The organism is Faunimonas sp. B44, from assembly GCF_052655945.1.
Genome location: NZ_JBQYEX010000002.1, coordinates 180,129 through 196,505, shown reverse-complemented (window position 1 = coordinate 196,505; position 16,377 = coordinate 180,129). Strand labels below are relative to the sequence as shown.

At 70.8% G+C, this 16,377-nt stretch carries 18 protein-coding genes; 4 read left to right on the top strand and 14 right to left on the bottom strand.

Translation table 11 applies throughout. The features are described 5' to 3' along the window. Window position 1 precedes the first annotated feature (1 nt). From ACUN0C_RS04100 to uraH, 6 genes are read right to left on the bottom strand one after another with little or no spacing between them, the layout of a single operon-like run. Window positions 2-1,192, bottom strand: coding sequence for a urate hydroxylase PuuD (locus tag ACUN0C_RS04100; protein ID WP_445465053.1), 1,191 nt, complete (start codon window positions 1,190-1,192; stop codon window positions 2-4). A 7-nt stretch (window positions 1,193-1,199) separates the two neighbouring features. Then, on the bottom strand, window positions 1,200-1,688 hold the full coding sequence (locus tag ACUN0C_RS04095; RefSeq protein ID WP_445465052.1) for a nucleoside deaminase: 489 nt from the start codon (window positions 1,686-1,688) through the stop codon (window positions 1,200-1,202). Further along, the gene (gene xdhC / locus ACUN0C_RS04090) at window positions 1,672-2,649 is read right to left on the bottom strand and encodes a xanthine dehydrogenase accessory protein XdhC (RefSeq protein WP_445465051.1); all 978 of its coding nucleotides are present in this window, start codon (window positions 2,647-2,649) and stop codon (window positions 1,672-1,674) included. The genes ACUN0C_RS04095 and xdhC overlap by 17 nt, the downstream gene beginning before the upstream one ends. After that, window positions 2,649-5,036 carry a xanthine dehydrogenase molybdopterin binding subunit gene (xdhB, locus tag ACUN0C_RS04085; protein WP_445465050.1) on the bottom strand — a complete coding sequence of 796 codons (2,388 nt, stop codon included), beginning with the start codon at window positions 5,034-5,036 and terminating at the stop codon, window positions 2,649-2,651. Before xdhB ends, xdhC begins: the two co-directional genes overlap by 1 nt. Further along, window positions 5,029-6,477: a xanthine dehydrogenase small subunit gene (xdhA, locus tag ACUN0C_RS04080; protein ID WP_445465049.1), complete on the bottom strand. Its 1,449-nt coding sequence runs from the start codon at window positions 6,475-6,477 to the stop codon at window positions 5,029-5,031. Before xdhA ends, xdhB begins: the two co-directional genes overlap by 8 nt. Further along, the gene (gene uraH / locus ACUN0C_RS04075) at window positions 6,477-6,824 is read right to left on the bottom strand and encodes a hydroxyisourate hydrolase (RefSeq protein ID WP_445465048.1); all 348 of its coding nucleotides are present in this window, start codon (window positions 6,822-6,824) and stop codon (window positions 6,477-6,479) included. The genes xdhA and uraH overlap by 1 nt, the downstream gene beginning before the upstream one ends. A gap of 96 nt (window positions 6,825-6,920) precedes the next feature. Between uraH and uraD the strand changes: the two genes are divergently transcribed. Next, entirely contained in the window at window positions 6,921-7,451 is a 531-nt protein-coding gene (gene uraD / locus ACUN0C_RS04070; RefSeq protein WP_445465047.1) for a 2-oxo-4-hydroxy-4-carboxy-5-ureidoimidazoline decarboxylase, read from the top strand. Here the strand turns inward: uraD and ccoS are convergent. The 5 genes from ccoS to ACUN0C_RS04045 form a co-directional block, all read right to left on the bottom strand. Continuing rightward, a complete protein-coding gene (gene ccoS, locus ACUN0C_RS04065; RefSeq protein ID WP_445465046.1) occupies window positions 7,448-7,645 on the bottom strand; it encodes a cbb3-type cytochrome oxidase assembly protein CcoS in 198 nt (65 codons plus the stop codon). The two genes, uraD and ccoS, sit on opposite strands and share 4 nt — an antisense overlap. Next, the gene (locus ACUN0C_RS04060) at window positions 7,642-9,939 is read right to left on the bottom strand and encodes a heavy metal translocating P-type ATPase (protein WP_445465045.1); all 2,298 of its coding nucleotides are present in this window, start codon (window positions 9,937-9,939) and stop codon (window positions 7,642-7,644) included. Before ACUN0C_RS04060 ends, ccoS begins: the two co-directional genes overlap by 4 nt. Beyond that, window positions 9,936-10,448 carry a FixH family protein gene (locus ACUN0C_RS04055; protein WP_445465044.1) on the bottom strand — a complete coding sequence of 171 codons (513 nt, stop codon included), beginning with the start codon at window positions 10,446-10,448 and terminating at the stop codon, window positions 9,936-9,938. Before ACUN0C_RS04055 ends, ACUN0C_RS04060 begins: the two co-directional genes overlap by 4 nt. Further along, window positions 10,445-11,971 carry a cytochrome c oxidase accessory protein CcoG gene (gene ccoG / locus ACUN0C_RS04050; protein WP_445465430.1) on the bottom strand — a complete coding sequence of 509 codons (1,527 nt, stop codon included), beginning with the start codon at window positions 11,969-11,971 and terminating at the stop codon, window positions 10,445-10,447. Before ccoG ends, ACUN0C_RS04055 begins: the two co-directional genes overlap by 4 nt. Window positions 11,972-12,122: 151 nt before the next feature. Next, a complete protein-coding gene (locus ACUN0C_RS04045; RefSeq protein WP_445465043.1) occupies window positions 12,123-12,569 on the bottom strand; it encodes a MarR family winged helix-turn-helix transcriptional regulator in 447 nt (148 codons plus the stop codon). Between the two features lie 83 nt (window positions 12,570-12,652). Here ACUN0C_RS04045 and ACUN0C_RS04040 point away from each other — a divergent pair, with 83 nt between their 5' ends. Genes ACUN0C_RS04040 through ACUN0C_RS04030 form a run of 3 tightly spaced genes read left to right on the top strand, consistent with a single transcriptional unit; the run spans window position 12,653 to window position 14,494 of the window. Continuing rightward, entirely contained in the window at window positions 12,653-13,087 is a 435-nt protein-coding gene (locus ACUN0C_RS04040) for a VOC family protein (RefSeq protein WP_445465042.1), read from the top strand. A 21-nt stretch (window positions 13,088-13,108) separates the two neighbouring features. After that, entirely contained in the window at window positions 13,109-14,191 is a 1,083-nt protein-coding gene (locus ACUN0C_RS04035) for a WD40/YVTN/BNR-like repeat-containing protein (protein WP_445465041.1), read from the top strand. A 15-nt stretch (window positions 14,192-14,206) separates the two neighbouring features. Further along, a complete protein-coding gene (locus ACUN0C_RS04030; protein WP_445465040.1) occupies window positions 14,207-14,494 on the top strand; it encodes a MoaD/ThiS family protein in 288 nt (95 codons plus the stop codon). Window positions 14,495-14,575: 81 nt separating this feature from the next. Here the strand turns inward: ACUN0C_RS04030 and ccoP are convergent, their stop codons facing one another. The 3 genes from ccoP to ccoO are packed head-to-tail and all read right to left on the bottom strand — an operon-like array spanning window position 14,576 to window position 16,376. After that, on the bottom strand, window positions 14,576-15,475 hold the full coding sequence (ccoP, locus tag ACUN0C_RS04025) for a cytochrome-c oxidase, cbb3-type subunit III (RefSeq protein WP_445465039.1): 900 nt from the start codon (window positions 15,473-15,475) through the stop codon (window positions 14,576-14,578). Window positions 15,476-15,478: 3 nt separating this feature from the next. Continuing rightward, on the bottom strand, window positions 15,479-15,643 hold the full coding sequence (locus ACUN0C_RS04020) for a CcoQ/FixQ family Cbb3-type cytochrome c oxidase assembly chaperone (protein ID WP_445465038.1): 165 nt from the start codon (window positions 15,641-15,643) through the stop codon (window positions 15,479-15,481). 4 nt (window positions 15,644-15,647) lie between these two features. Then, window positions 15,648-16,376: a cytochrome-c oxidase, cbb3-type subunit II gene (gene ccoO / locus ACUN0C_RS04015; protein ID WP_445465037.1), complete on the bottom strand. Its 729-nt coding sequence runs from the start codon at window positions 16,374-16,376 to the stop codon at window positions 15,648-15,650. Between the last annotated feature and the right edge of the window lies 1 nt (window position 16,377).

Below are 16,377 nucleotides of genomic sequence, written 5' to 3'. Positions count from 1 at the left end.
CTCAGTCGAGCCGGGCGCCCTGCCCGATCCAGGCGCCGAGGAGCCGGCGCTCCTCATCCGTCATCCCGGTCGAATTGCCGAGCGGCATGATGTCGGAGAGCACCGCCTGCTGCTCGATCTGGCGGGCATGGGCCCGGATCTCCTCCGGCGTGTCGAGCGCGACGCCTTTCGGCGCCTCCGGGAAATCGGGGTCGCTCGGCCGCGCCGAATGGCACTGCACGCAATGCTGCGTGACGATCGGGTGGACGTCGGAGAACGCCACCGGGCCCGCTCCGGCGGCAGCATTCGGGCGGTAAGCCGTCACAGCCACGATGCCGAGGAACACGACGATCGCGGCCGGGATCGCGGCAAGGGCGGACCAGTCCGCAGGTCCCTTGTTGGTCTGGTTGAAATAGTGGCGGATGAGCGCGCCGAGCACCACGATGGCGAGCGCGACGAACGGGCTCCACGGGCTCCCGAACACCACCGGATAATGGTTCGAGATCATCATGAAGACGACCGGCAGCGTCAGGTAGTTGTTGTGGAGCGAGCGCTGCTTGGCGGCGAGCCCGAGCGCCGGGTCGGGCTGGCGGCCCGCGATCAGGTCCGCGACCACCACCTTCTGGTTCGGGATGATCACGAAGAACACGCTCGCCGCCATGATCGTGCCGATGAAGGCCCCGACATGCAGGAAGGCGGCCCGGTCCGTGAACACCGCCGAATAGAGGAACGTCGCCGCCGCGATCAGAGCGAACACCGATGCGGCGAGCGGCGCGGTGCGGTCGCCGATCCGCTTGCAGAGCTGGTCGTAGACGACCCAGCCCAAGGCGAGCGAGCCGACCGAGAGCGCGATCGCCTGCCAGGGCGCGAGCGCGATCTTGCCGCGATCTATGAGGAAGGCGCTCGCCCCGAAATAGTAGATCACGACGAGCAGCAGGAAGCCGGTGATCCAGGTGAAATAGGCCTCCCACTTGAACCAGTGCAGGTCGGGCGGCATCCGCTCCGGCGCCACTGTGTATTTCTCGGCGAGGTAGAAGCCGCCGCCGTGGACCATCCAGCTCTCGCCGGCGATGCCGTCCGGCTGGCCGGCGCGCTTCTTCAGGCTCTGGTCGAGCCAGATGAAGTGGAACGAGGTGCCGATCCAGGCGATGCCCGCCATGACGTGCGCCCAGCGGAAGACGAGGTTCAGCCACTCGATCAGGATCGCGGTCATCCGGCCCTCAATAGGGGATCTTGTCGGGCATCCGCGCCCATTCCGCGAAGACCGCCTCCGCCTCCGGCAGCGCGATCCGCTTCATCGGGATCCGCCTGTGCTCGATCGGCTTCGACACCTCTGCGTAGATGAGGGCGTCGTCGAAGCCGATCTCGGCCGCATGGTGCCGCGTATTGGCGTAGTAGACCCGGTCGAGCCGCGACCAGTAGATGGCCGACAGGCACATCGGGCACGGCTCGCAGCTCGTGTACATCTCGCAGCCTTCCAGCGAGAACGTGCCGAGCGCGGCGCAGGCCTTGCGGATCGCCGTCACCTCGGCATGCGCTGTCGGGTCGTTCGTGGAGGTGACGCAGTTCCAGCCCTCCGCCACGACGCGGCCGTCCTTCACGATCATCGCGCCGAACGGCCCCCCGTGCCGCAACCGCATCTGCTCGCCCGAGATCCGGACGGCTTCCGCCATGAACGCCTTCTGCTCCGCTTCAGTGCTGCCCGACATGCGCGCCCTGTTCCATCGTCTGTGACTGCCGGCGGATCAGGAGGTCGGCCGCGACGGAAGCCGCGATCACGGCGGGCGCCTTGCCCTTGATTCCGGCGAGGCCGATCGGGCAGACGAGCCGCGCAAGCGCGTCGTGCGGAACGCCGGCCTCGCGCAGCCGCGCCGCGAAGCGCGCCCGCTTCGTCTTCGATCCGATCAGGCCGAGATAGGCGAAGTCGCCGCGCCGCAGCACAGCCTCGCAGATCGAAAGGTCGAGGTCGTGGATGTGCGTCATGACCAGGAAGACCGCGCCGGGCGGCGCCTCCTCCACCACGAGCTCCGGCATGGCGAGCTCGAAGAGGCGCACGCCCTCCGGCGGGGCGGGCGCGAAGCCCGAGCGTCCGTCGATCCAGGTCATCTCGAAACCGAGCGGATGCAAGGCGCGCGCCACGGCGTGCCCGACATGGCCTGCCCCGAACAGGAAGAGCGCGGGGCGCGGCGCGTTCACCCTCTCCGTGAGAAGAATGCCGTTACCAGTTCTCTCGGCGAGAAAATTCGGGCGGAGTGACGGGCCTCCCGACGCCGCGCGGACGAGCCGCCCGGACGCATCGATGCGCACGCTGCGGAAGACCGGGACCGGACCGGCGGCATCGGCCGCGAGGCGCCTCGCCCAGGCGAGATCGGCCGGCGCGAAGGGCTCGAAGACGAGCGTCACGGCACCGCCGCAGCACTGCGCGAGTTCGGGCCCGAGCGGCCAGCGCTCCAGCGCCGCCTCGCCCCGGACGAGCAGGTCCCGGGCCCGGCGGAGCGCCCGGTATTCCAGCTCGCCCCCGCCGATCGTGCCGTGGAAATCCTCCTCCGTTACGAGCATCTGGGCCCCCGGCTCGCGCGGCGCCGACCCTTCGACCGCCGCGACGTGGACGAGGACCGCGCCGCGCCCCTGTTCGAGCGCCCGAAGGAGCTGGCCGAGCCACGCGCGCATCAGGCGAGGCCCGCCCGCCGCCTCGCCTCCTCCACGGCGGCGAGGATGCGCTCGGGCGTGGCCGGCGCGTCAAGCTCGGGGAAGAGGCGGTAATCGGCAGCCGCGGCGACGGCGTCCGTCAGCGCGGAAAGGGCCGAGATGGCGAGCATCAGCGGCGGCTCTCCGACGGCCTTGGAGCGGAAGATCGTCTCGGCCCGGTTCTCGCCCCGATCCCAGATCGCGATCCGCATGTCGTCCGGCCGGTCGTTGGCGGTCGGAATCTTGTACGTGGAGGGCGCGTGGGTGCGGAGCCGCCCCGCCTCGTCCCACCACAGCTCCTCCGTCGTCAGCCAGCCGAGGCCCTGGACGAAGCCGCCCTCGATCTGGCCGAGGTCGACCGCCGGATTGAGCGAGCGGCCGACGTCGTGGAGGATGTCCACGCGCAGCAGCCGGTTCTCGCCGGTCAGCGTGTCGATCGCGACCTCGCTCACCGCCGCGCCATAGGCGAAGTAGAAGAACGGCCGCCCGGACGCCGTCTCCCTGTCGTAAGTGATGCCCGGCGTCGCGTAGAAGCCCGTCGAAGAGAGCGACACCTGGCCGAGATAGGCCTCCTGCACGAGGTCCGGGAAGGCGATCTCCTCGCTGCCGACGCGCACGCGGTTCGGCAGGAACGCGATCTGGCTCTCGGGGACCCGGTACTTCGCCGCCGCGAAGGCGACGAGCCGGTCCCTGATCGTCTCCGCCGCGGCGCGCGCCGCCATGCCGTTGAGGTCGGATCCGGACGAGGCCGCGGTCGCCGACGTGTTCGGGACCTTGCCCGTGGTGGTCGCCGTGATCTTCACGCGGTCGAGGTCGATCTGGAAGGTCTCGGCGACGACCTGCGCCACCTTCACGAACAGCCCCTGCCCCATCTCGGTGCCGCCGTGGTTGAGGTGCACCGAGCCGTCCTTGTAGACGTGGACCAGCGCGCCGGCCTGGTTGAGGTGGCTGGTGGTGAAGGAGATCCCGAACTTCACGGGCGTCAGCGCGATCCCCTTCTTGACGATCGGGCTCCCGGCGTTGAAGCGGCGGACCGCCGCGCGCCGGGCCGCATAGTCCGACGAGCGCTCCAGCGCCGCCACGATCTCGGCGATGATCGAATCGGTCACCTCCATGTGGTAGGGCGTGAGCGCGCCGCCTTCCGCCGGATAGAAGTTCGCCTTCCTGACCTCGAGCGGGTCCCGGCCGAGCGCGAAGGCGATTGCGTCCATCATCCGTTCGGTCGCGGCCATGCCCTGCGGCCCGCCGAAGCCGCGGAACGCAGTGTTGGAGACGGTGTGCGTCTTCAGCCGCCGGGAGTGGATGCGGGCGTTCTGCAGGTCGTAGGCGTTGTCGGCGTGGAACATGGCGCGGTCGGCGATCGCGGCGGAGAGGTCGGCCGAATAGCCGCAGCGCGCCGCCTGCCGGAAGACCGCGCCGGCGATCCGCCCGTCCCCGTCGAACCCGACCTCCCAGTCGATGCGGAAATCGTGCCGCTTGCCCGTCATGATCATGTCGTCGTCGCGGTCGAGGCGGAGCTTCGCCGGGCGCCCGGACTTGCGCGCGGCGACGGCCGCGATCGCCGCGATCAGCGACGGCTGGCTCTCCTTGCCGCCGAAGCCGCCGCCCATGCGCCGGACCTCCACGGTCACGCAATGGTCCGCCACCGCCAGCACCTTGGCGACGTTGTGCTGGACCTCGGTCGGGTGCTGCGTGGAGGAATGGACGAGCATGTCCTCGCCCTCCCCCGGGATCGCATAGGCGATCTGCCCCTCGAGGTAGAAATGGTCCTGCCCGCCGACGCGGAACGTGCCGGCGAGCCGGTGCGGCGCCGCGGCGATCGCCTCTTCCGGACGGCCGAGCCGCATCTCGTGGGCGGGCAGAAGATCGGCCTCCGCCGCGAGTGCGTCCTCGATGGTTAGGAGCGCCGGGAGGTCCTCGTACTCGACGGTCGCGAGCGCCGCCGCCGCCCGCGCGGCCGCCATGCTCTCCGCCGCCACCGCGAAGAGGGACTGGCCGGCATACTGCACCACGCCCTCCGCGAAGACCGGGTCGTCGTGGAAGACCGGGCTCGCATCGTTCTCGCCGGGAATGTCCTCGGCCCTCAGCACGGCTGCGACGCCCGGCGCGCGCCGGACCGCGTCGAGGTCGATGCGCACGATCCGCGCATGCGCCCGCGCGCTGGTCGCGACATGGAGATGGAGCGTGCCGGGGAGTTCCGGGATGTCGTCGACATAGATCGCCGTGCCGGTGACGTGGCGGACGGCGCTGTCATGCGCGGCCGGGTGCCCAACGCCGTCCCGGATCGCCCGCGCCGAAGACGGGCGGCCGTGCGGGACGGAGACGATCGTCTCCGCCTCGCCGCGGTCCTGGATGCGTGTCTCATCCATCGGCGAGGTCCAGCACGCGCGTGAGCGGCGGGCTCTCCGAGCCGGCCTCGATCAGGAACCGGCGCAGGAGGTTCCGCGCCGCCTTGAGCCGGTAGCCCGTCGACGCGCGCATGTCGGTGATCGGCGCGAAATCATCTGCGAGGCTATCCGCCGCGCCTTCGGCCGCGCCGAGCCGCTGCCCGATCAGCGCCGCCTCGGTCGCCGGCGCCCGCTTCGGCGTGGCGGCCATGCCGCCGAAGGCCAGCCGCGCGCTCGTGACCGTGTCGTCGTCCAGTTCGACCAGGAAAGCCGCCATGACGGCGGAGATGTCCTGGTCGAAGCGCTTGGAGAGCTTGTAGCAGGCGAAGCGCGCCGCGGACCCCGGCCGCGGCACCGTCACCGCCTCGATGAACTCGCCGGGATGGCGGTCCTGCCGGCCATAGGCGATGAAGAAATCCTCGAGCGGCAGGTTGCGCCGCTCGTCCCCCCGTCTCAGATGCAGCGTCGCGCCGAGCGCGATGAGCGCGGGCGCGAGGTCGCCGATCGGCGAACCGTTAGCGATGTTGCCGCCGACCGTCCCCGCATTGCGGATCTGCACGGAGGCGAAGCGGCGCATCAGCTCGCCGAGATCGGCATGGAGCCGGCCGAGCGCGTCCGCCGCATCGCGGAGCGTCACGCCGGCGCCGATCCGCAGCGCGCCGGCCGTCTCGTCCATCCGCCGCAGCTCCGGCACGCGGCCGGCGTCGATCAGCTTGGCCAGGCGACGGTGCTGCTTCGTGACCCAGAGCCCGACATCGGTCGCGCCGGCGACGAGCATCGCGTCGGGGTGCGCCGCGCAGGTCGCGGCGAGCTCGTCGAGGCTCGCCGGCGCGAACCATTCCTGCCCGTTCATCTCGATGTGCAGCATGCCTTCACCGCGCAGCCGCTCCAGCCGCTCGGCCGTCTCCGCTTCGCCCGTCCGGTCGCAGGAAGCGGCGCCCGCCGCCAGCCCCGCCTCGACGATCGGGCCGTAGCCGGTGCAGCGGCAGAGATTGCCGGCGAGCCAGTCCTTCACGTCCCGACGGCTGCCGAGCCGGCCTTCCAGCCGGCCGGCATGGAGCTGCATGACGAAGCCCGGCGTGCAGAAGCCGCATTGCGAGCCGTGGTGCTCGACGAGCGCCGCCTGCACCGGGTCGAGCGGCGCACCCGCCGGCGCGAGGTCCTCGACGCTCGTGAGCTGCCGCCCGTGCAGGACCGGCACGAACTGGATGCAGGAATTCACGGCGCGGTGGCGGAGCCCGCCCGCCCCGTCGGGCTCGGAAAGCACCACCGTGCAGGCGCCGCAATCGCCTTCGGCGCAGCCCTCCTTCGTGCCGGTGCGGCGCTCGTGCCGCCGCAGGTATTCGAGCACGGTCAGCGTCGGCGAAACGCCTTCGAGCGCGCGCTCCTCCGCGCCGAGCAGGAACCGGATCGCGTCGGCCATCAGCTGCCCCGATAGGTCGAATAGCCGAAGGGCGAGACGAGAAGCGGCACGTGGTAGTGCGCGTCCGGGTCCGCGATGCCGAACCGGATCACCACCTCGTCCAGGAACTTCGGCTCCGGCAGGTCGAGCCCGAGCCGGTCGAAATAGCCGCCCGCGTCGAAGACGAGGTCGTAGCGCCCGGCCCGCATCGCCTCGCCCTCGAGGAGCGGCGCGTCGCAGCGCCCGTCGGCATTCGTCACAGCCGCCGCGATCTCCCGGGCGCCCTCGGCCTCCAGGAGCCTGAGCCGCATGCCGGCGGCGGGCCGGCCACGAGCCGTGTCGAGCACATGGGCGGTCAGGCGGCCCATCGGACCCTTTCCCACCGCAAACCGGGATTCGCGCAACGCATCGGCAGACTATGCCCCGCCGCGGAAATCCGTCAAAGGGGAAGCTCGGAGCCGAAGATGCCGGAACGACGCCTCGACCCCCGCCCCTCCACGCTTTCCCGCGACGCCTTCGTGGCGCGCTTCGGCGGCGTTTACGAGCATTCGCCCTGGATCGCCGAGACCGCCTGGGATGCCGGCATCGGCCCGGAGGCGGACACTCCGGAAGGGCTCGCCGCTGCGCTCCGCCGCGCGCTTTCGGCTGCGCCCGGCGAAAGCAAGCTGGCTCTGATTCGCGCCCATCCCGACCTTGCCGGCCGCGCCGCGGTCGCCGGAGAACTGACCCGCTCCTCGCGCGACGAGCAGGCGGGCGCCGGTCTCGACCGCTGCACGCCGGAGGAGTTCCGGCGCTTCCAGGACCTGAACGAAGCCTACAAGGCGAAGTTCGGCTTCCCCTTCATCCTCGCCGTCGCCGGCCGCACGCGGCAGGAGATCCTGGCCGCCTTCGAGGCCCGGCTCGGCAATCCCCCCGAGGCCGAGTTCGCCGAGGCGCTCCGCCAGGTCGATCGCATCGCCGCCCTGCGGCTCGCCGCGATGGCGGAGGCCCGCTAGGGCTTGCGGCGGTCGCGCTCCGCGGCTCCGCCTTTGGCTTCGTCGCGCCGGGGCGGCTCGTCGTCGGCCAGAATGCGCACGGCCGCGCCGTCGAGATCGTCGAACTGGCCGGACCGGAGCGACCAGAGGAACGCCGCGAGGCCCACCAGCCCGAGGAACAGCGCGACAGGGATGAGGAACAGGAGCCCGTTCATGCGACCGCCTCCTGCAGCTTGCGCGCCGCCTTCGCCGCCGCGCGCTGGCGCATGCGGACCACCAGCGGCAGCCGGAGCGAATTGCCCGTCACGATGATCGAGGAAGTCGACATGGCGACCGCGGCGATGAGCGGCGTGGCGAAGCCGAGCATCGCGATCGGCACGGCGATCATGTTGTAGCCGATGGCCAGCGCGAAGTTCTGGAACACCAGCCGCCGCGCCGTGCGGGCGACCCTCAGCGCCATGACGACCGGCTCGAGCCTGCGCCCGGTGAAGACGAGATCGGCCGCCGCCTGGCTGATGTCGGAGGCGTTCGCCGGCGACATCGAGACATAGGCGGCCGCGAGCGCCGGCGCGTCGTTGATGCCGTCGCCGACCATCAGCACCTTGCGGCCGTCGCGCTCGAGGCCGGCGAGCGCCGCCGCCTTCACGGCCGGCGTGGCGTTCGACGTCCAGGTCGGGATGCCGAGCCGCTTCGCCGTCGCCTCGACCGCCTCCCGCCGATCGCCGGAGAGGAGCTGGACCGCGTAGCCCATCTTGCGCAGCGCCGCGACGGTGGCGGCGGCGTCGGGGCGGATTGCGTCCTCGAAGCGGAACGCGACGGGCACCTCGCCCTCCACCCGCAGCCAGATCTCGGAAAGCGGCGCCGAGCCGTGATCGGCACTCGGGCCGCCGACCCAGTCGCGGCGGCCGAGCCGGACCAGCCGGCCCCAGCCGCGTCCCTCCATGCCGGCGCCGGGATGCTCCACGACGTCCTCCAGCGCGGCCGGCGCGACGCCCCGATCCTCGGCGGCACGGGCCAGCGCCCGCGCCAGCGGATGCCGGCTGGCGCGGCCGAGCGCGGCGGCGATCTCCCAGTCCCGGTCGCCGGTCGCCGCGCTCGCCACGAGCCTCGGCTCGCCCTCGGTGAGCGTCCCCGTCTTGTCGAACACGATCGTGTCGACGGCGGCGAGCTTCTCCAGCGCGTTGCCGTCCTTCAGCATGATACCGCGGCGCAGCAGATGACCGCCCGCGACCACCTGCACGGCCGGCACCGCGAGGCCGAGCGCGCACGGGCAGGTGATGATGAGGACCGCGATCGAGGCCGCGAGCGCCGGGTGCCAGCCCGCGCCGACGAGCATCCAGCCCGCGAAGGTGAAGAGCGCGAGGAGGTGGACGAAGGGCGCGTAGAGGCGCGACGCGCGGTCGGCGATCCGCTCGAAGCGGCCCTGCGTCCGCTCCGCCGCCTCCATCAGCCGGACGATGTCGGCGAGCAGCGTGTCGCCCGCCTTCGCCGTCACCGCCACGACGAGCGGCCCGGTGAGGTTCATCGTGCCGGCGAAGACCTTGCCGTTCCGGGTGATCCGCTCGGGCGCCGGCTCGCCGGTCAGCATGGACCGGTCGATGTCGCTCGCGCCGCTCTCCACCGTGCCGTCGACCGGCACGCGCTCGCCGGCGGCGACCTGCACACGTTCGCCGGGCAGAATCTCCGCGATCGGCACGTGCGCGATCGAGCCGTCCGGCTCGATGCGCCGGGCGCTCCGTGCCGACAGCGACATCAGCTTGGCGGCGGCCGAGCGCGCGACGTCGCGCATCCGGTGGTCTAGGAAGCGGCCGACGAGCAGGAAGAAGAGCAGCGTGATCGCGGCGTCGAACCAGGCGTGCGTGCCGCCCGTCATCGTCTCGTAGAGGCTCATCGCCGCGGCCAGCACGACGCCGATCGCGATCGGCACGTCCATGTTGAGCGAGCGGTTCGCGACCGCCTTCGCCGCCGAGCGGAAGAACGGCCGGCCCGCATAGGCGATCGCGGGCAGCGCGATCAGGGCCGAGATCCAGTGGAAGAGGTCGCGCGTCGCCGCGTCCGCACCCGACCAGACCGAGACGGAGAGGAGCATGACGTTTCCGGCGGCGAAGCCCGCCACCGCGAGGCACCGCGTCAGCTCGCGCCCGACCGCATCCTCCTCGGACGCGTTGAAGGCCGCCACATCGAACGGCCTGGCCGTGTAGCCCTTGCTCTCGATCGCCTTCAGCATGGCGTCCGGGTCGGCGGCCTCAAGGTCGAAATCGACGCCGACGCGCCGCGTGGTGAGGTTCGCGCGCGCTCCCGTCACGCCCGGCAGCGCGGAGACCGCGCCCTCGAGCTTCGTCAGGCAGCCCGCGCAATGCATCTCGGGCACGAGGAAATCGAGATGGGCGGTGCCGTCCTCCTTCATCCGCACGAAGGCGCGGTCGACGGTGCTGCGGTCGCCGAGCGCGACCGGCGGCGTCGGGCAGCAGGTGCCGCCGGAGACGACGGACGTGACGGACTGCGTCATGGCGCGCCGTCCGTCTGGGGAACGAAGACCTCGCGGGTCTCGCGGTAGAGGAGCGTACCGTCGCGGTGCGCCTCGACGTCGACCTCCCACCGGCCCGCCGCAAGCGGCTCCGGCGCCGCATACCCGCCGGGCACGGCGGCGAAATCGATCAGGCGGTCCTCGGCCTCCGAGCCCGGCCGGCCGACATGGGCGGTGACCGCCAGGCCGGGCTGCGCCGCGCCGGCCGCGTCGCGCAGCGCAAACCGCAGCAGGCCGGCTTCCACCGCGAGGTCCGCCGACCAGCCGGCCTGCTCCTGCTCCCGGGCGGCCGCAAGCAGGCCGTTGTAGTCCTGGCTGGCCGTGTAGCTGTTCTTCACCGCGAGCCCCGGAAAGGTCCCGGTCGCCGCAAACGCCATCACGAGGTTCACCGCGATGATCGTGCCGAAGAAGCAGCCGGTGACCCCCAGCATGTGCCAGCCGGTGAACGGGTTGTCGTCGTTCAGTCGGAAGAAGCGGATGATGCGTGTCATTGCTCGGGTCCATGGAAGCGGGTCGCCGCCCGCGCCGTCTCGCCGCTGTCGAGGTCGCGCACGACGAAGCGGAAATCCTGGCGGCTGTCGGAGAGGTCTTCGCGCGGCAGGCTCACGAACACCTTGATCTCGCGCAAACGGTCGGGCTCGACGTCGAGGCGGATGGCGTCGCCGCCATTGTCGCCGCCCTCGGCGAGGCGGAGATGGGCGTTCGGGAGATCCTCCACGCCGATCGTGAAGCTGCGCAGCTCCGGCTGCATGTTCAGGACCTTGACCGTGTAGCCGTTGCGGATCGCGCCGTCGGAAAGCGTCACGAAGAGCGGATTGCGGTCGGGAAGCACGTTCACGTCGAGCCTGCCGCGGGTGGCGAGGCCGAACACCATCGCGAGGCCGATCATCGACCAGAGCGCGAAATAGAGCATCGTGCGCGGCCGTACGATGTGCGAGACGCCGATGCGCCGCTGGTCGGCGGTCGCCGCCGCGCGGCCGTTCTTGCGCGCGTCCTGCGCGTGCGCCTCGTAGTCGCGCAGCGTCGTGTAGCCGATCAGCTCGCGCGGCCGGTCGATCCTGGTCATCACGTCGTTGCAGGCGTCGATGCAGAGCGCGCAGGTGATGCATTCGAGCTGCTGGCCGTCGCGGATGTCGATGCCCATCGGGCAGACCGCCACGCAGGCGTTGCAGTCGATGCAGTCGCCGGCGTCGAGGCCCTGCGCGGCCGCCTTCTTCTGGCCGCGCGTGCGCGGCTCGCCCCGCCACGCATTGTAGGTGACGATGAGCGAGTCCTCGTCGAGCATGGCGCCCTGGATGCGCGGCCACGGGCACATGTAGGTGCAGACCTGCTCGCGCATGAAGCCGGCGAAGATGTAGGTGGTCGCCGTCAGGATGCCGATCGTCGTGTAGGCGACGGGCGCCGCGTTCAGCGTGACGAGGTCGCGCAGAAGCGTCGGCGCGTCGGCGAAGTAGAACACCCAAGCGCCGCCGGTCGCCACGGCGATCAGAAGCCAGAGCGCATGCACGGTGCCGCGCTTGCGGACCTTCTCGAACGTCCAGGGTGCCTTCTCGAGTCGCATGCGGGCGTTGCGGTCGCCTTCGACCAGGCGCTCGACCCACATATAGAGGTCCGTCCAAACCGTCTGCGGGCAGGCATAGCCGCACCAGGCGCGGCCGAGCACCGATGTGATCAGGAACAGGCCGAGGCCGGCCATGATCAGGAGCCCGGCGACGTAGTAGAATTCCTGCGGCCAGATCTCGATGAAGAAGAAGTAGAAGCGGCGGCTGCCCAGATCGACCAGGACGGCCTGGTCCGGCGCGCTCGGGCCGCGGTCCCAGCGGATCCAGGGCGTGATCCAGTAGACGGCGAGCGCGGCGATCAGGATCGCCCACTTCATCCGCCGGTAGAAGCCGTCCACGGACTTCGGGAAGATCTTGACCCGCGCGGCGTAGAGCGGCCGGTTGGCGCCGCTGTTGACGGCGTCCGCCGGTATCTTCTCGACACCCCCGCCTGCATAGGTCTGGTCGGTCATCTTGGCCATCGACTGAATGCTCGCTCGGCCGCACATGCGGCTAACCAGCCTTCCCGATAGAGCGGGAGCCGGAAAGGTGCCTTGATCCAGGTCAAGTGATCCGGTCCGCCGCCCTCCCGACCCGGGGGCGAAGCCGACCGCAGGGGCGAAGCTATGACAGGGCCGTGAGATCGGCCCGCAGCCGGTCCGGGTCGGAGCCGGCGAGAAGTCGGTCGAGCCGGGCGTGGCATTCCTCCCAGATCGGGAACGCCTCGGCGAGGACCGTCCGGCCCTCGTGCGTGATGTGCAGGCGCCGCGTCCGGCGGTCGCGCTCGTCGGGCGCGACGCGAACGAGGCCCCTGCGCTCGAGCGGCTTCAGGTTGGCGGTCAGCGTCGTCCGGTCGATCGCGAGAAGCTCCGCGACGCCGCCCATGCTCGGCGCGTGCGGCCGGTTGAGCGACATCAGCAGCGAGAACTGCCCGCTCGTCAGCCCGACGGGCCGCAGCGCCTCGTCGAAGCGGCGGGCGAGCGCGCGCGCCGCCCGCTGGGCATGAAGGCAGAGGCAGGTGTCCCGGACGCGTAGCGTGTCCTCGCGGCTGACCGCGGGCGGCTTTGACATGACCAAGATATGTTGATATCAACGCATCCCGTCAAGGGATTGCGGCGCCCCTCCGGTGCGGCATGATGTTCGGGGAAACTGCCATGATCGTTCAGCCCTACCTTTCCTTCGAGGGTCGCTGCGAGGAGGCGATCGCCTTCTACCGGGAGACCGTGGGCGCCGAAGTCGAATACATGATGCGCTTCTCCGAGGCGCCCGAGCTGCCTCCGCCCGGCACGATGCCGCCCGGGATGGAAGACAAGGTCATGCATGCGAGCCTGCGCATCGGCGACAGCATCGTCATGGCGAGCGACGGCATGTGCGGCGGGAAGGCGGCTTTCAGCGGCATCTCGCTCGCCCTCACGGCCCGGGACGCAGACGAGGCCGAGCGCGTCTTCGCCGCGCTCGCGGAGGGCGGGCAGGTGATGATGCCGATCGGCCCGGCCTTCTTCTCGCCGCGCTTCGGCATGCTCGCCGACCGCTTCGGCGTGCCTTGGATGGTCGTCGTCGACACCGGGGAAGGCGCCGGGCAAGCCTGACCAACGCCAAGGGAGGGAGCCATGCCGGAGAAGGTCCTGATTCTCCTCGGCACGACGCGCGGCGCCTTCATCGTCGAGGGCGCCGGCGCGCGCACGTCGTGGGAGGTGCGCGGCCCGTTCTGCGAGACCTGGCCGATTAACCACGTGAAGGCCGACCCGCGCACGGGGGCGATCCATGCCGGCGGCGGCAACCAGTGGTTCGGGCCGGCGGTGTGGACGTCGACCGATCTCGGCGACACCTGGAGCCATTCGAGCGACGGGCTCGCCTACGACGCCGGCGAGGAGCCGATCCGCACGGTCTGGAGCGTCTCGCCGCACGACGGCGCGCTCTATGCGGGCGTGCAGCCGGCCGGACTCTTCCGAAGCGACGACGGCGGGCGATCCTTTGCGCACGTGTCGGGCCTGCGCGACCACCCGACCCGTCCCGAATGGAGCCCCGGCGGCGCCGGGCTCATCCTGCATTCGATCGTCCACGACCCGAAGGACGCCGACCGGCTCTGGGTCGCGATCTCGGCGGCGGGCGTGTTCCATTCCGCCGACGGCGGCACGACCTGGGAGCCGCGCAACCGCGGCACCCGCAACGACTACATGCCCGAGGACCAGCGCTATCCGGAGTTCGGGCAGTGCGTGCACTGCCTCGTTGCGGCCCCCGGCGCCTCCGACCTCTTCTACCAGCAGAACCATTGCGGCATGTACCGCAGCCGCGACGGCGGCCGCTCCTGGGAGAGCATCGAGGCGGGCCTCCCCTCCACCTTCGGGTTCCCGGCGGCCGCCCATCCGCGCGACCCGGACACGCTCTACCTCCTGCCGCTCAACGGCGATTCGGCCGGGCGCTATCCGCCCGACGGCAAGGCCGCGGTGTGGCGGTCACGGGACGGCGGCGAAACCTGGGCCGACCTCCGCGCCGGCCTGCCGCAGAAGAACGCCTTCTTCGGCGTGCTCCGGCAGGCGATGGCGACCGACAGCCTCGAGCCCGCCGGGATCTATTTCGGGACGAACGGCGGCGCATTGTTCGCCAGCCGGGACGAGGGCGAGGACTGGCGCTGCATCGCCCAGCATCTGCCGATGATCCTGTCGGTGGAGACGCTGGTCGTGCCGGGCTGATACTGCGGCATCGCCTTGGCGAAAAGCGAAGGGCCATCGCAGCCGGTCGAGGTGGAGCTCCCTCCCGCCCTCGTCCGCCTCTTTCCCGGCTCCACCGCGCGCATGGCGATCGAGGCGGCGAGCGTCGCCGCGCTCATCCAGGCCCTCGACGCGCGCTGGCCGGGCATGCGCGACCGCCTCTGCGATTCCACGCCGCGGATCCGGCGCAACATCCACGTCTTCGTCGACGGTGCCCGCGCGGACCTCGACACGCCGCTCCGGCCGGGCGCGCGCGTGAAGATCGTCACCGCCATGCTCGGCTGAGCAGCCGTCCGCGCGAGGCCGCAAATGAAAGCGGGGGTGCCTTTCGGCACCCCCGCGCGTGGCGCTCGGTTTCCGGCCGTCTTACTGGCCGCCCCCTAGACCGTGGACGTAGAGCGCCAGTTCCTTGATCGTCGTCGGGTCGAGCCGGTGTCCCCACGCCGGCATCACGCCGTGGCGCGGCTTCTGGATCTGCGCGGCGATCGCCTGCGGCGTGCTGGCATAGAGCCAGATTGCGTCGTTGAGCGCCGGGGCGCCCAGGGAGGGCTCGCCCTGCCCTGCGTCGCCGTGGCAGGCGGCGCAATTGTCGGCGAAGACGCTCTCACCTTCCGCGGCCTTCGCCGCATCGTGCGGGCTGCCGGAGAGCGACAGCACGTACTGCGTCGTCGCCGCCACCTGGTCGCGGTCGAGCATGTCGCCGAAGGCGGGCATCTCGGAGATGCGGGTCTCGTCGTTGCCCACGAAGCGCACGCCGTTGACGATCGTGGTGTGGATGTCGTCGAGCGTGCCGCCCCAGATCCACGAATCGTCGTTGAGGTTCGGGTAGCCCTCGAAGCCGGCGGCGCCGGAGCCGTGGCACTGCGAGCAGTTCACTTGGAAGGCCGAGCGGCCGCCGGCGGTCGCGAAGCGCAGGAGCTCCGGATCCTGCCGGATCTCGTCGAGCGGCAGCTCGGCGATGCGCGCCTTGAAGACGCTCTGCGCGTCGGCCGCACGGGCCAGGTTGTCCTGCACCTCGCCCCGGCTCGACCAGCCGAGCACGCCGCGCGTGGCGTCGTTGACGAGCGGCCAGGCCGGGTAGAGCACGATGTAGCCGAGCGACCAGGCGATCGTGGCGTAGAAGGTCCACAGCCACCAGCGCGGCATCGGGTTGTCGAGTTCCTTGATGCCGTCCCATTCGTGGCCGGTCGTGACCTGGCCGGTGACGTCGTCCCGCTCCCGCCCGTCCTGGGCGTTCGCGTCGTTCGGTTGCTTCATCTGGGCCATGGCTCAGCCCTCTTTGTCGTCGTGTTTGAAGGGAATGTTCGCTTGGTCGCGGTACTTCTTCCGGGCGCCCGGACGGAACACCCAGAGCACCACGCCCAGGAACACGAGGAGTAGGAACAGGAGACCCCAGCTGTCGGCGAAGTGGCGAAGCGAGTCGTAGAGGGTCATCGCATCACCTCAGATTGGCTTGGGTGCGCGGCTCGTAGCTGGTGAAGTCGACCAGCGTCCCGAGCATCTGCAGATAGGCCACGAGGGCGTCCATCTCGGTCACGCGCGCCGGGTCGCCGTCGAAGTCGCGCGCCTGCGCCTTCGGATAGCGCTCGGCGAGCCCGTCCACGTCGCCCTCCCCGGTCGCCTGGGCGAGGAGGTCCGCTCGCGCCCTGGCGATCATCTCGTCGGAATAGGGCACGCCGACCGTCGCGTTGGCCTTCAGCTTCGCCCCGATCGTGTCGAGGTCGAGCTCCGTGTCCGCGAGGTGCGGATAGGTCGGCATGATCGATTCCGGCACCACGGAGACCGGCTTGATCAAATGCTGCCGGTGCCATTCGTCCGAGTAGCGGCCGCCGACGCGGGCGAGGTCCGGCCCGGTCCGCTTCGACCCCCACTGGAACGGATGGTCGTACATCGATTCCGCGGCGAGGCTGTAATGGCCGTAGCGGTCGACCTCGTCGCGCATCGTGCGGATCATCTGGCTGTGGCAGGTGTAGCAGCCTTCCCGCACGTAGACGTCCCGGCCGGCCAGCTCGAGCGGGGTGTAGGGCCGCATGCCCTCCACCTTCTCGATCGTGTTCTGCAGGTAGAACAGAGGCACGATCTCGATGATCCCGCCGACCGTCACCACCAGGAAGCTCAGCACGAGCAGCAGGGTGGCGTTCTTCTCGATTTTCTCGTGTTTCCACATG